Below are 13638 nucleotides of genomic sequence, written 5' to 3' on the forward strand. Positions count from 1 at the left end.
TATGAAAAAGAACAACCTGGGCCGAACTGTAAAACAACTAGTAATTGCATTGGGATGGGTGGCGGTCGGTGGCTATGCCAACGCGGATGATAACCTGATTGCGCGGGGTGAGTACCTGACTAAAGCCGCCGATTGTGTGGCGTGTCATACCACCAAAGAGGGTAAACCGTTTGCCGGTGGATTGGCATTCAAAACCCCGATGGGCACCTTATATTCGCCCAACATCACACCAGATAAAGAAACCGGGATTGGCAGTTGGAGTGATGAGGAGTTTTTACGTGCGCTGCACGAAGGGAAAGGTAAGAACGGTGAAAATCTCTATCCTGCATTCCCTTATACCTCTTATACCTTGCTGACAGATAATGATGTCAAAGCGATTAAAGCTTATCTGTTCAGTTTGCCAGCGGTGCATCAGCCAAATCGTGAAAATGACATGCCGTTCCCTTTCAACCAGCGCTGGGGGCTGTGGTTCTGGAATTTGGTGAACTTTGAGGGTGAGCGCTTCCAGCCGGATAAGAGTAAAGATACCCAATGGAATCAGGGGGCTTACTTTGTTGAGGCGCTGGGGCACTGCGGTGAATGCCACACTCCGCGTAATATTACGATGGGGATGAAAGACAGTAAGGCCTATGGTGGTACTGAAATTGATGGCTGGACAGCATTTAATATTACCGTAGACCCCCATGCTGGAATTGGCAGTTGGAGTCAGCAGCAGATTGTACAGTACCTGCGCACGGGCCATGTTGACGGTAAAGCACAAGCTGCCGGGCCGATGGCGGAAGTGATTGAAAATAGCACTCGCCATTTGACTGATAGCGATCTCAATGCGATGGCGGTGTATCTGCGCACATTGAAACCGTTGAATCTGGATGATGAAACCAAGAGCCGTTCCGATTGGGGCCAATCCGCTACCAGCGTGGATACCTTGCGTGGTATGCCATTCAACGCGGATAACAGCACCGCTGGGGCGCGTTTATATCTGGGGAACTGTGCTAGTTGCCACAGCTTTACCGGTGATGGTGTGAAAGATGGTTATTATCCGTCGCTGATGAAAAACTCAGTGGTGGGGGCTTCTACACCGAATAATCTGATCAATGTGATTCTGCATGGTGTCTCACGTAAGACCAACGACGGCGAGGTCTTTATGCCCGGTTTTGCCGAAACGTTAACCGATGAGCAAATCGTTAGCCTGAGCAATTATCTGCTGCAACAGTTCGGGCAACCGACACTGAATGTAAAAGTAGATGATGTGAAAGCATTACGTGGGGAATGATAGCTAAGCCGAAGGGAGCTGCGGCTCCTTTCGGCTTATTTAACTTTTTCATTATGCCAATGCATTAATATATAGTCACCGTCATTGCTGGTTCCCGTTGCAATCGCCACCCAACCCTGTTTTTGATAAAACCCCAACGCCCGCTGATTTTTTTCCAGGCATTTTAACGCGCCGTGGCTGGTAAACAGGGTTTGTGCTGCCCGTAATAATGCCTTACCCGTGCCATGATGCTGTGCTGTGGGTTCAACAAACAGGTTATGTAAGAAACTCTCCGCCATAAAAATAGAGGCAAAGCCCAAGTGCTGGTCGCCATCAATGGCCACCAGAATGCTTTCCCCCAGCGTGACGCGATCAAAGTCTTCCAACCGAAAATGTTCTCCAGCCAGCCAATTAAACGCTGCTCGACGTGAAGCCAGGTACAAGGTGCGTAGATACGGGCGGTCACTTTCCTGATACTGACGAATCTCGATACTCATCCCTCGGCTATGCCCTCAATGTGCTGTATATCTTCCCGGTTGATCATAGGCTCGACCAATACATCATTGATCTTCTACCACCAGCCCATGATAATAACAGTTCTGACTCGGGGTGCCTGTCGCAAATTGTGATATGGCTGAGATATTACCCGTATGACCTGATCTGGATTATGCCAGCGTAGGGAAGTCTCGGTGCCGCCGGTACCGCCTTCTTGACCGCCGGTTAGGAGGAATATGTACGTTCAACCTACCGTTTTTTCTTCAGTGCTCTTTGCTGACCCTGCCATTTTAGTTCTCACCGACATGAGTACGGAGTCGTATTCATGAAACGTATTAATACGCTGACGATTGCTGGAACTGACCCGAGTGGCGGTGCCGGTATTCAGGCTGATCTGAAAACCTTTTCGGCATTGCACGCTTATGGCACCAGTGTGATCACTGCGCTGGTGGCACAAAATACCTGCGGTGTGCAGTCGATTTATCCCATTGAACCTACTTTTGTTAGCGCGCAACTGGATTCTGTACTCAGTGACGTGCGTATCGATAGCGCCAAAATAGGAATGTTAGCCAACGCCGCTATCGTCGAGATTGTCGCGAGCCAGTTATGTCGATACTCCATTGAATTTGTCGTGCTGGATACGGTAATGGTGGCGAAGAGTGGTGACCCGTTGTTGGCACCGCAGGCGGTAGACGCACTACGCCAGTTACTGTTACCGCAGGTTGCTCTGATTACGCCAAATTTACCAGAGGCCGCGGCATTGTTAGAGTGCGAGCCTGCAAGCAACGAACAAGAAATGTGTGAGCAGGGGCGAGCGTTACTCGCTTTAGGTTGTCAGGGCGTATTAATGAAAGGTGGGCATCTGAGCGGTAAAGAGAGTCCGGACTGGCTGTTTACCGCGCAGGGCGAACAGCGCTTTGTCACATCACGAGTCAATACCCGTCATACGCACGGCACCGGCTGCACTTTGTCAGCAGCACTGGCGGCGTTGCGCCCACGGTATAGCAATTGGGCGGATACCGTGGGCGCCGCCAAACACTATCTGCAAGGCGCGCTGTTACAAGCCGATACCCTTGAAGTGGGGCAGGGGGTCGGGCCGGTGCATCATTTCCATCAATGGTGGTAATACCCTTCGTCCTTGAAGTCGCAGGGGTGTTAGCGGCGTTCACGCACCCGAATCACTTACTTGAGTAAGCTCATCGGGATGTGTTCACTTGCAGCCTACCTGCGGCTCCAATGACTTTGGTTATGCCTTCATCCTTGAAGTCGTAAGGGTTAGCGGCGTTCACGCACTCGAATCATTTACTTGAGTAAGCTCATCGGGATGTGTTCACTTGCAGCCTACCTGCGGCTCCAATGACTTTGGGAATAGATATTTCATATATTACGAGTCACGGGCTACCGTGCCAGCAAATAGCGCTGTGCCATATCAAACATGGCGATAACCCGTTGCAGATGGTGTGCGTCAAAACGGTTAAGGATATAGCTATCCGCGCCTTTGCGTGGGCGGATACACAAGGATAGCTTCGGCTCACCCGCTTCATCTTTAGTTATATCAAACTGATAGCTGCCGATCTCTTTCTCATCTTCCCGCCAGGAAATTTGCATGGCGGGCAGAGGATTGGCTTCAGTGGGGCGCCTGATGGCAAAGAAGTATTCTCCGGCCCAAAAACCCGCGTAATCGCCGTCGGTTTGCAAGTTTTTGGTTCGGAAAATAGTGGCATCGACTAGCTGGTGGACTGCTTGTGGCGTGATCTGCCGATGGGCTTGTTGCCATAGCGGTGTGTCGTTTTCGAGCTGCCAGCAGGCCGCGCCCAGATAGTCATTCAGCTTGCACCAATCAGCATCGAGTTGTTGGCGCAATTCTTCGTCGAGAATATTGCGGTATTGCTGCATCCCACTCGGTTGATCACCGAGTGTTTCGTATGTAATGAGTTCCATCGTGCGTGGCTTGCGGCGAAAACTCATCCACAACACGACCTTAGGGATACGAAATTCAATCGACTGAACGCTCTGGCGATAGCGATTCCCAATATTTACGACAAAACCATTGGCGGTACCACGCTTGTTTTGATAATTACGTATTACCACCACACTATTGAGGCCCATCCAGCCCGTGACATAATGTTCACTGTCGGAATTGGCAACATCGAGATCAATGACCATCTGAATGATTTTATCACTTTCAAGTTTCGCCAGCGGATGGGTATTCCCCGCAGAGTAATACAGCTTCTCGGGTTCTTCGGGTAACTCAAAAGTTAACATGGCATGGCCTTCTGATAGTCGTATGGTTTATAGCTTAACTCAAGCTGTCATACAGATTATGCTATAACGAGAATTAGGATGAAAATTCGTGTTATGGATCAACTTTTTCATCCGTTGATGGTCATAGACAGGCAAACTAACACCACGCCGACAAGTCCGTTGCACTGGGCTACGTTTAACGCTTGGTAAATCAATTAATCAAATTATAAGGATACCGATGATGAAAGGTCAGAAAACCCTCCATTGTCTTTTTGCGGGGACAGTACTCAGTGTCAGCTCTTGGGCTATTGCACAACCAGCTACTGTACCATCAACCTCTGAACCATCAACCTCTGAACCATCAACCTCAGAATCCTCAGTTACAGCACCATCAGTCACCGCACCTGCTGCACTATCTCGGGCCACTGCCGCCGATCTGCTGCAACAGCCCGTTTATAAAAATAGCTGGCAAAAAATGGTTAAGGGGCAGAAAAACCTTCCTACCTGGGCACGTAAAGGGACAGGAACATCCTCTCCCTATGAGGTTATTACCTGGGAAGGGCAGCAGTACAAAGTAGGGCGTATTTGCAAGCCCCACGATTGTGGTAATAATTTTATGTTGATAGCGTTCAGTCAGGATAAAAAACAGGTATGGCAGGCATGGGGGGTGCGCATTACGGTAGAGGACAAACCACAAGCAGTGGATAAACCGAGTGAGTTCTCTACGTATCAATGGCTTGGTCACCCGAGTGATCGTATTCAGGCCATGTTAAAAGCGCAGCTACAGCAAGATCCTAACTGGCACTGATGTTTGTCGATAAATAGCAGTGCAGATCATGATGGTTTACCCCGATGATCCTGCTTCAGTCGCTATTGCCCAAGCAATTGTACCCAACAGATTTTAAGATGCAGGAAGGCGGCTTGCTGCGGCCTCGCAGAGACGAGGCCCTGAGTGTGAGTGCTTCCAACACATCTGCAACTTGAAAGCTGACGGAGATATCAGCCCACACCGGCCTGATGAAGGTCGTGTAAGTTCAGTGCGCCAACCAGTTTCCCATCCAGGTTAACCACCGGTGCCGCACTGATGTGGTGCTGATGCAGTGCTTCCAGCGCTTCACCGGCACGCCATTGCTCTGGTAATCGGTAGCCTGGCCGGGTGATAGCTCCGCCAAGCGGTTGTTGCAATGTGCCGCCTTTGACCAACCAGCGACGCAAATCACCGTCGGTAAATACCCCAACCACCCGTTGGTTTGGATCGCACACGGCTACCAGCCCAAGCCCAGTGCGGCTAAGCTCTAACATCGCTTCCATCACGGTATCAGATTCATTCACTACTGGCAGTCGGTCACCGGTTCTCATTAGATGATGAACCCGATTGAGTAACTTTGCTCCCAAGCTGCCGCCAGGATGTGAGCGAGCAAAATCTTCAGCATTAAAACCACGGTGGCGCATCAAGGCCATCGCCAGTGCATCCCCCATCATCAGGGTATTGACTGCGCTGGATGTTGGGGCTAAACCCATTGGGCAGGCTTCGTGCTCGACACTTATATCCAATACGCAGGCCGCGCCTTGCGCTAAGGGTGACTCTAAACCGCCTGTGATGGCAATTACCGGAATATGGCTATCGGCCAACAGGGGCAGGATCAGGTCCAATTCTTTAGCACGACTGGAATAAGAGATAAAAATCAGCACATCTTGCCGGCCAATCATACCCAGATCGCCGTGTAGTGCTTCAGCAGGATGAACAAAGAATGAGGGGGTGCCGGTGCTGGCCAGTGATGCGGCAATTTTTTTACCAATATGGCCGGATTTGCCAATACCGGAGACTACAGCCTTGCCGGTACAGGCTAACAGCAGCTCGCAGGCACGGATAAAATTGTTATCTAATCGTGACAGTAACTTATGAGCTTCGGCCAGCTCAATTTCTAATGTTTCGCGGGCATAGGTAATCAATGGATTAGTCATTTTTATCAACCAGAATGATGTTAATACCCATTTCTTGCAGCGCCTGTAAATATTCCGGGCTAATCCCTTTATCAGTAATCAGGGTATCGACGGTGCTTAACGGGCAAACTACATTTGGGCTTTTACGGCCAAATTTGGAAGAGTCGACTAACAGAATGATGCGGCTCGCGGCGCGGCACATCGCTGTGCTGACATGATAAACTTCGTTAAACGTGGTGACACCGGCTTTCAAATCGACACCATCTGCGCCGATAAAGAGTTTATCAAAACTAAAATTATCAAATGCCGATTCCGCCAGGCTGCCATGAAAAGAGGCCGAACCTTTACGGTAAGTGCCACCGGGCATCAGGATTGTCTGATCATTATTCAGTTCAACCAGCTCATTGACGATATGCAGACTGTTAGTCATCACCGTGATATTATTGAATTTTGTCAGGTGCGGTACCATTTGCAGCACCGTGCTCCCCGCATCAAAAACCAGGCTGTCACCGTCTTTGATCAGTTTACTGGCAGCTTGAGCAATTTGTTTTTTCTTATCAGTATTAATATGCGTTTTACGGTCAATCGGTTGTTCAACATCATCGCGATTTAATACCACGCCACCGTAGGTACGGATAACCGCCCCTTCTTTTTCCAGACTGGTTAAATCCTTACGGATTGTCGTACCGGTGGTTGAAAACTGGGCGGCGAGTTCATCGACTGCTGTCTTACCGTGCTGCTGAAGATATTCCAGGATTGCAACCTGTCGCTGCTTTGGTTTCATAACGATCCCCGTTCAAGTATTTTTATTGCCTATTCTTTTAGGCATAACTTTCACATGAAAAATAATAACTTTCATTATGAAAATATCATGATTTCGGTTTAATCGCTAATGATAGTGCAGTTTGACATGCGGTATCCGTAGGAAAGATCACATCCGGAATTAAATCCCGCTGATGTAACCCATGAAGTTGGGGCAGTGCGCGCGGGCGGGCAAAAACGCTAATACCACGCATGATCATGCTATCGCTGACGTGCATATTTTCATCAAATGCCAGTGCCATCACTACGCGGGGTTTAAAACGCCCGCCAGACCTGCCAACACCGACTGATTTACTGTGCTGACAAAGGCGGTCAAAAGCGCGGTTAAACCGATTGATTTGCCACCAGCCGAGCAGGATTTGCAATACCCAGGCGATGATGACAATGCTTATTAGCGCAGATGTGGGGGACATATTTCTTTCCTTTTACTCTTCGCCCTTGACGCCGCAGCGTTGTTAGCTGCACTTATGCACCCGAATCACTTACTAATGTAAGCTCATCGGGATTTATTCGTTTGCTGCCTTGCTACAACGCCAATGGCTTCGAGTAATACCTTTTTCCCTTGACGCCGCAGCGTTGTTAGCTGCACTTATGCACCCGAATCACGGGGGGAGTCAGTGATTCGGGGTTGATAACTGACGACGTTAAAACATCACCTGACCACCGGTAATATTAATCGATTGCCCGGTACAATAGGCCGCTTTATCACTTGCATAGAACAGCAGAGTATTCAGTACATCCTGGTAATCACAACCGCGTTTTAGTGGCACTTTATCGGTGTAATATTTTTCAACCTCATCCGCTTTAATGCCCAATTTGGCGGCATATTGCGGTAAAAGTGACTGGAACATCGGTGATTTGAGCAAATTACCCAACATCAGAGAATGCACGGTGATACCGTAATCCGCCAAATCCAGTGCCAATGATTGTGTCAGCCCGACGCCACCAAACTTCGCAGCACTATAACCGGAGTTGTGTTTGCTACCCACTTTACCTGATTTAGAATTGATTTGGATGATGCGCCCGGCAATTCCATCACGAATCATTAAGCGCGAGAATTCACGGGCGCACAGGAAGTAACCCACCAAATTTACCTGTAGCGAGCGGTCAAAATCATCCAGCGGGAAATCAGTAATCGGCGCAGCCTTGGCAATACCCGCACTGTAAACTAACAAATCGGTTTGGTGGAAATTCTGATCTACCGCTTTTGCCAGCATTTGAACACTGCTTTCATTGGTGGCATCAACCTGAAAACCATATGCGCGACCTGCACCATATTCTGTATTAATCTGATCAGCAACTAACTGTGCATTGGCTGAATTTAAATCGGCAACCGCAACTTTGTAACCTGCCTCAGCCAGACCGTGGCATAAAAATGCCCCCAAAGTTTGCCCACCACCAATCACTACTGCTACTTGTTGTGACATAACTACCTCCAAAATTATCCTTCGAACGTGAAGCTGCAACGGGGTTAGTGGCACTCACTGCAACTCCATTGATGTCGGATATAAATTAACGAATAAACTTCAATGAACTTCCGATGGGAATATCACTGGGTGTCGGGCCGTTGACATGGATGGACCCTGGGAACTCCGGCTGCACGTCACCATTGAAACGAATAGTGACGTGCCCCAGTTCGCGCAGATTCTGGGTGGCAACATCGCCGACTGCGGTGATGACGTAGCGATGCTGTGCCAGTTCCATAATGTTGCCAGCCTGTAATTCCCCCTCGGTAATGCTGTGTTGGTGGATAAAACAGAACTCCTCAATATCTTTTGGTGCCCCTTCACGGAAGGTAATGAGCATGTCATCCAGTAGCGCTTCACGCGCACTATCACCGATATTGGTAATGGTTGTTTGATAGATAGTATTCATACGTACATCCTTAACCGTTGAATGTATTACCGATAATGTTGTATTTAGCGCTTACTGATAAATAAAGGCGGAGGCGGCCCAGGCAATTAATACTGTCGGTGCGCCGGTCAGGAAGCGGCCTACCAGCACTGACGGAACACCGACTCGCACGGTATCTTGCTTGGCTTCGGCCAGTGACAGACCGACTGGAATAAAGTCACAGGCTGCCTGAGCGTTAATCGCAAATAATGCTGGCAGAGCCAATTGTGGTGGAATATTTCCCAGACCAATTTGTACGCCAACTAATACGCCGATAACTTGTGCGATAACCGCCCCTGGGCCTAAGAACGGTGACAGCAGAGGGAAGGAACAGATCAATGCCAGAAGCACTAAACCAATCGGGCTGCTAGCCAGTGGTGTCAAGCCATGAGCAATAAAGTCACCTAAACCGGATGCCATGATGATGCCGATTAATGCCGATACGAAGGCCATAAACGGTAAAATGGTTTTCAGGACGGTATCGATAGTGTCGCGACCTGACTGGAAGAACACGGCCACTACCGACCCCATGCCCATCCCGACTTTTGCCAGCAAACCATCACTTTGTTCAGTGATTTTTTTGCTGGTATCGTAATCACGGGCACCTTTAGTTGCGGTGGTTGCCGTGCTGACCGGTTCTGCTGGCGCAACGCTTGCGGTGGCATGGTCAGACCCACTGACTTTATGGATATTCTTTTCACGCACACCGGAGACGTAAATATCTTCCAGTATGTATTGCGCCATAGGCCCGGATTGACCGGTTGAATGGATGTTGACGGTTGGAATGCGACGTTTTGGATACAAACCGCAGCGTAAGGTGCCGCCACAATCAATAATGGCTACTGCAATTTCTTCCGCAGGCGGCTCACCTTCTTTGAATCCATCGACGGCTTCCCAGCCAGTCAATTCGCTGATACGGTCAATAATGGCCGGGCGGGTACCGGCGGTGATGTAGACAATTTTTTTGCCAGGAACGATTGGTAACACCAATGGCCCCCCCCAACCGCCTTCACCTTTTTCAATCCTGATAAATTCACTCATGATCTGCTCCACACAGTATGTATCTGATTTAAAAATTAAAGTTGTACGGTACGGTCCAAACGAATACCCATCTTGCGTTCAAAGATGGAGGTCGTCAGATCAGTAATCCAACCGCGGAAGAAGTTGGTGAACAACCCGACCAGGAAGTAACTGACGGCTAATGGACCCAGTGGCAGGCCAAGTGTGGTTAAACCACTGGCGATGCCTAAGTAGACGAACAACTCACCTGGGTTAATGTGTGGGAACAAACCATTCATTGAGTGACAACTGTAAGACGCTGCCGCGTAATAACTGGGTTTGTATTTTTCTGGCATAAAGCGCCCAAGACTTAAAGTCATCGGGTTACAGAAAACAAAAGTACCAATCAGTGGCAGCAGTAGGTAGCGGGAAACGGGGTTGCCCGCACAACGTTGCGCCAGACGCTCGATTCTATCCTGACCAACAAATTTTATCAGGGCGTTCATGATGACTAATAAACTGATTAATAACGGTAAAATCCCGGTGACCATGCTAACAAAAACTTCTCCCCCTTTTTGGAAGAGCCCGATAAACCACTCGGCTCCGTGGGTTATAAGTTCAATCATTCTTTTTCTCCTAGTAATCGAGGTTATGGCTGTTTTATGGAAAAAATTTATAAGACCGCATAAAAAGCGGTTTCAACATGCGAGGTATCAAAATAGATAACTGCATCTTGTCTGTCGCCACGAGTACTACCATAATCATTTTTTGGATCTATTTATTGCATATAGATCACACTTTGAAAGATAAATCTTTCAAAGTGAATATTAACAATGAAATAAAAAATAATCGAAATGAAAGTTTTTGGCGGAATTACGTAATTGTTATTGTTGAGGGCGCAGCGCAGTTGAAACAGAGCAGGGAAGGAAAGCCATAGAAAGGAAGAAAATGAGTTAGAGGCTAACCGGCGTCAGCCTCCTTGGGGGGATTTAGCCTAACAGTTCACAATTTGGCGGCAGGCGGCACTGAAGAGCATTGGGCACCACTTCTATGCGGAAATGGGTACCCGATATCGGTTCTCCATCCAAATTGAACGTAATATCGTGCGGCGCGGAAATTTCCAGCCAGGGTAAGGTGGCTTCAACCACACTTTTGTTCTTCTCACCACTGAGTAAGCTGTTTAGCAAGGCAGGAAGCAGTTCATCTGCTGTCAGTAACCGTAACTCAAGCAGCCCATCATTGATCATTGCCGTCGGGCAAAGCGGTTGGCCGCCACCTGCCTGCCTGCCATTACCAATGCCGATCACCAATGCATCACCCGCCCATGCGAAGTCTGGGCCATGTATTTCGCAACTATCTGCTTTGAGTGCATCCATACGCATCAGACCATGAATAAAATAAGAAACACCTCCCAGTGCTGCTTTAAGCCTCTCTGGGGTTTCGGTGGTAATGCGTGCGCCAAAGCCACCGGTGGCCATGTTGATAAAATAGCGTTCGTTGTTGACCCTTGCTAAATCGATTGCTACCGCACGGCCTTTGACGGCCAGTTGCAACGCATTGTCCAGTTGCAGGGGAATGCTGCAACTGGTGGCAAAGTCATTGGCGGTACCCAGTGGTAAGATTCCCAGGCAGGGGCGTTGCTCCGCCGCTACAGTCATCAGTGCATCAGCGACTTCATTTATGGTGCCATCACCACCGCCGGCAATGACCGTATGAACATCAAGCGCCGTGGATTCGTCAACAAAGCGTTTAGCATCACCTTGCTCCCAGGTAACGCGAACATAAAGAACAAACCCTTCTTCACGCAACATCTTGACTGCATTGCGAACTTCAGGATTACCCGCTTCTTTGCCGTTCAGGATAAGAAGTGTACGCGGCATTGAGGTCATAATTGCTCCAGGGCATTTTTCCAATAGAGTTAACCATAAACCATTTTAGTTAAATTTGACTATCCCCTTCTGGCTTGACGTTGCAGGGCATTAGTTATGCCCATAACGCGGCCTATCTGTGGGCCTCTTCCAGACCACGACAGCCACATTTAAGTCTACTCTCAACAAATTTGTTATTCCCCTGCGGCCTCAAACTCTTTAAGGATGTTGGATTAATTAGATAATGATTGAGAGGAGTATTGAATTTCAGGTTGAATAAAATAGATATTTATTTTTATTGCATATTTTTTAATTATTTTACATTGAATAAAATATTAAATTAAGAGAGGTTAGTGGTTTTATCTTATTATTGTTTAATTTTCTAACAAAAATAATTAATAATATTTTTTAGTTAAATTATATTAAAATAAGTTTAATGTAATAATAAAAAAGAAAAGGCCAGCCCAAGGGAGATTGGGCTAGCCAAGGAGGTGGTTCCTAGTCTTGCGTTAAAGCTTTTTTAGTTCTTTATTGTACTCAAGCCATGCTACCCCAGTGTCATTATAATTGATGTGATCCATTTCTAATTATTGCTAAAAATACCACTTTGTTGGTAGCATTCTCTTTTACTGGTTTATGTTACGCTTTTTCATGGGGATTACGGCTATTTGTCCCACTCAGATTACGTATCAACAAGCCATATTCCACATCAATCTCTATCGGTATCGGCAAATACATGATATGCCCATTGCCCGGTGCAATATCCGCCGGTTGACCTTTTTTATCCTGCATACTGTCGAGGGTAAATTGGATATTACCCTTCGGTGTCATTAACTCAACGCTATCACCGACTGAGAATTTATTTTTGACCACCACTTCAGCCAGACCGTCACGGCGCACACCGGTAAACTCGCCAACGAATTGCTGACGCTCGGAGACAGAATAACCGTATTCGTAAGTTTGTTGCTCTTCATGCACATGGCGGCGCAGGAAACCTTCGGTATAACCGCGGTGAGCCAGCCCTTCCAATGTGGTTAGCAAGGTTGTATCAAAAGGTTTACCGGCAACGGCGTCATCAATGGCACGGCGATAAACTTGTGCGGTGCGGGCACAGTAATAGAACGACTTGGTTCGGCCTTCAATTTTCAGTGAATGCACTCCCAATTGGGTCAGGCGTTCTACATGTTGAATTGCACGCAGGTCTTTGGAATTCATGATATAAGTGCCATGCTCATCTTCTGATGCAGTCATATATTCGCCGGGGCGCTGGGCTTCTTCAATCATAAACACTTTATCGGTTGGTGCGCCGATTCCCAAAGTGGGTTCGACATTTTTCACCGCAATCGGCTGATGGATATGCACAATATTACCAATATCATCTTCTTTGCCTTCCTGAACATTATATTCCCAGCGGCAGGCGTTGGTGCAGGTACCCTGATTTGGATCGCGTTTATTAATATAACCGGACAGCAGACAACGCCCTGAATAGGCCATGCACAGTGCGCCATGAACAAAAATCTCCAGTTCCATTTCCGGCACTTGTGTGCGAATTTCGGCAATTTCTTCCAGTGATAATTCGCGGGAAAGGATCACGCGAGTTAACCCCATTTGCTGCCAGAATTTGACCGTAGCCCAGTTGACGGCATTGGCTTGTACTGACAGGTGGATATCCATCTGCGGGAAGGCTTCACGAACCATCATGATAAGGCCTGGATCAGACATAATCAGTGCATCCGGCCCCATATCGATTACCGGTTTTAAATCACGCAGAAAGGTTTTGAGTTTGGCGTTGTGAGGGGCAATGTTCACCACCACATAGAAGCGCTTACCAAGATCATGGGCTTCCTGAATACCTAATGCCAGATTCTCGTGATTAAATTCATTATTTCGTACCCGCAGGCTATAACGTGGCTGGCCTGCATACACAGCATCCGCGCCGTAAGCAAAGGCATAACGCATGTTCTTGAGGGTACCTGCAGGAGATAATAACTCCGGTGTAAATGGGGTGGTCGATGATGGTGTAGATGAAGACATAGGTGGCTCTCAGTCTGAGTTCAAGTCAGAACCACGCCCGAAGGGGTGGCTAAAAGCCGAGGATTGTAACCTCGCTCATGGCGAAAA

At 48.0% G+C, this 13638-nt stretch carries 14 protein-coding genes and 1 riboswitch; of the genes, 3 read left to right on the forward strand and 11 right to left on the reverse strand.

Features of this window, described 5'->3' with window-relative positions:
- Nucleotide 1: 1 nt before the first annotated feature.
- Nucleotides 2-1273, forward strand: coding sequence for a cytochrome c (locus YALDO0001_RS09595; RefSeq protein WP_042839657.1), 1272 nt, complete (start codon nt 2-4; stop codon nt 1271-1273).
- A gap of 35 nt (nt 1274-1308) precedes the next feature.
- Here the strand turns inward: YALDO0001_RS09595 and YALDO0001_RS09600 are convergent, their stop codons facing one another.
- Entirely contained in the window at nt 1309-1749 is a 441-nt protein-coding gene (locus YALDO0001_RS09600; protein WP_004702486.1) for a GNAT family N-acetyltransferase, read from the reverse strand.
- A gap of 98 nt (nt 1750-1847) precedes the next feature.
- A riboswitch (TPP riboswitch) is annotated at nt 1848-1951 on the forward strand.
- 121 nt (nt 1952-2072) lie between these two features.
- Here YALDO0001_RS09600 and thiD point away from each other — a divergent pair.
- Nucleotides 2073-2873, forward strand: a complete 801-nt coding sequence (gene thiD, locus YALDO0001_RS09605) for a bifunctional hydroxymethylpyrimidine kinase/phosphomethylpyrimidine kinase (RefSeq protein ID WP_004702487.1) — start codon at nt 2073-2075, stop codon at nt 2871-2873.
- Between the two features lie 272 nt (nt 2874-3145).
- Here thiD and YALDO0001_RS09610 read toward each other — a convergent pair whose 3' ends face one another.
- Complete coding sequence (locus YALDO0001_RS09610; protein ID WP_004702488.1) at nt 3146-4012, reverse strand: hypothetical protein; 867 nt, start codon at nt 4010-4012, stop codon at nt 3146-3148.
- A 220-nt stretch (nt 4013-4232) separates the two neighbouring features.
- On the opposite strand from YALDO0001_RS09610, the gene YALDO0001_RS09615 reads away from it, so the two are divergent.
- Complete coding sequence (locus YALDO0001_RS09615; RefSeq protein WP_042839658.1) at nt 4233-4799, forward strand: inhibitor of vertebrate lysozyme family protein; 567 nt, start codon at nt 4233-4235, stop codon at nt 4797-4799.
- Nucleotides 4800-4990: 191 nt separating this feature from the next.
- Here YALDO0001_RS09615 and gutQ read toward each other — a convergent pair whose 3' ends face one another.
- From gutQ to trhP, 9 genes are all read right to left on the reverse strand, one after another.
- On the reverse strand, nt 4991-5956 hold the full coding sequence (gene gutQ / locus YALDO0001_RS09620) for an arabinose-5-phosphate isomerase GutQ (protein ID WP_042839660.1): 966 nt from the start codon (nt 5954-5956) through the stop codon (nt 4991-4993).
- On the reverse strand, nt 5949-6719 hold the full coding sequence (gene srlR / locus YALDO0001_RS09625; RefSeq protein ID WP_004702492.1) for a glucitol operon DNA-binding transcriptional repressor SrlR: 771 nt from the start codon (nt 6717-6719) through the stop codon (nt 5949-5951). Before srlR ends, gutQ begins: the two co-directional genes overlap by 8 nt.
- An 85-nt stretch (nt 6720-6804) precedes the next feature.
- Nucleotides 6805-7170, reverse strand: a complete 366-nt coding sequence (gene gutM, locus YALDO0001_RS09630; protein WP_004702494.1) for a transcriptional regulator GutM — start codon at nt 7168-7170, stop codon at nt 6805-6807.
- A gap of 231 nt (nt 7171-7401) precedes the next feature.
- A complete protein-coding gene (gene srlD / locus YALDO0001_RS09635; RefSeq protein WP_004702495.1) occupies nt 7402-8184 on the reverse strand; it encodes a sorbitol-6-phosphate dehydrogenase in 783 nt (260 codons plus the stop codon).
- A gap of 85 nt (nt 8185-8269) precedes the next feature.
- Nucleotides 8270-8632, reverse strand: a complete 363-nt coding sequence (srlB, locus tag YALDO0001_RS09640; RefSeq protein WP_004702498.1) for a PTS glucitol/sorbitol transporter subunit IIA — start codon at nt 8630-8632, stop codon at nt 8270-8272.
- A 51-nt stretch (nt 8633-8683) separates the two neighbouring features.
- A complete protein-coding gene (gene srlE, locus YALDO0001_RS09645) occupies nt 8684-9691 on the reverse strand; it encodes a PTS glucitol/sorbitol transporter subunit IIB (RefSeq protein ID WP_042839661.1) in 1008 nt (335 codons plus the stop codon).
- 35 nt (nt 9692-9726) lie between these two features.
- Nucleotides 9727-10275, reverse strand: coding sequence for a PTS glucitol/sorbitol transporter subunit IIC (gene srlA / locus YALDO0001_RS09650; protein WP_042548066.1), 549 nt, complete (start codon nt 10273-10275; stop codon nt 9727-9729).
- Between the two features lie 363 nt (nt 10276-10638).
- The gene (gene yegS, locus YALDO0001_RS09660; protein ID WP_082167843.1) at nt 10639-11529 is read right to left on the reverse strand and encodes a lipid kinase YegS; all 891 of its coding nucleotides are present in this window, start codon (nt 11527-11529) and stop codon (nt 10639-10641) included.
- Between the two features lie 627 nt (nt 11530-12156).
- Nucleotides 12157-13551, reverse strand: a complete 1395-nt coding sequence (gene trhP / locus YALDO0001_RS09665; protein ID WP_042839665.1) for a prephenate-dependent tRNA uridine(34) hydroxylase TrhP — start codon at nt 13549-13551, stop codon at nt 12157-12159.
- Nucleotides 13552-13638: the final 87 nt, after the last annotated feature.

It is taken from the genome of Yersinia aldovae ATCC 35236, from assembly GCF_000173735.1.
In the GTDB taxonomy this organism is placed as follows: Bacteria; Pseudomonadota; Gammaproteobacteria; order Enterobacterales; family Enterobacteriaceae; genus Yersinia; species Yersinia aldovae.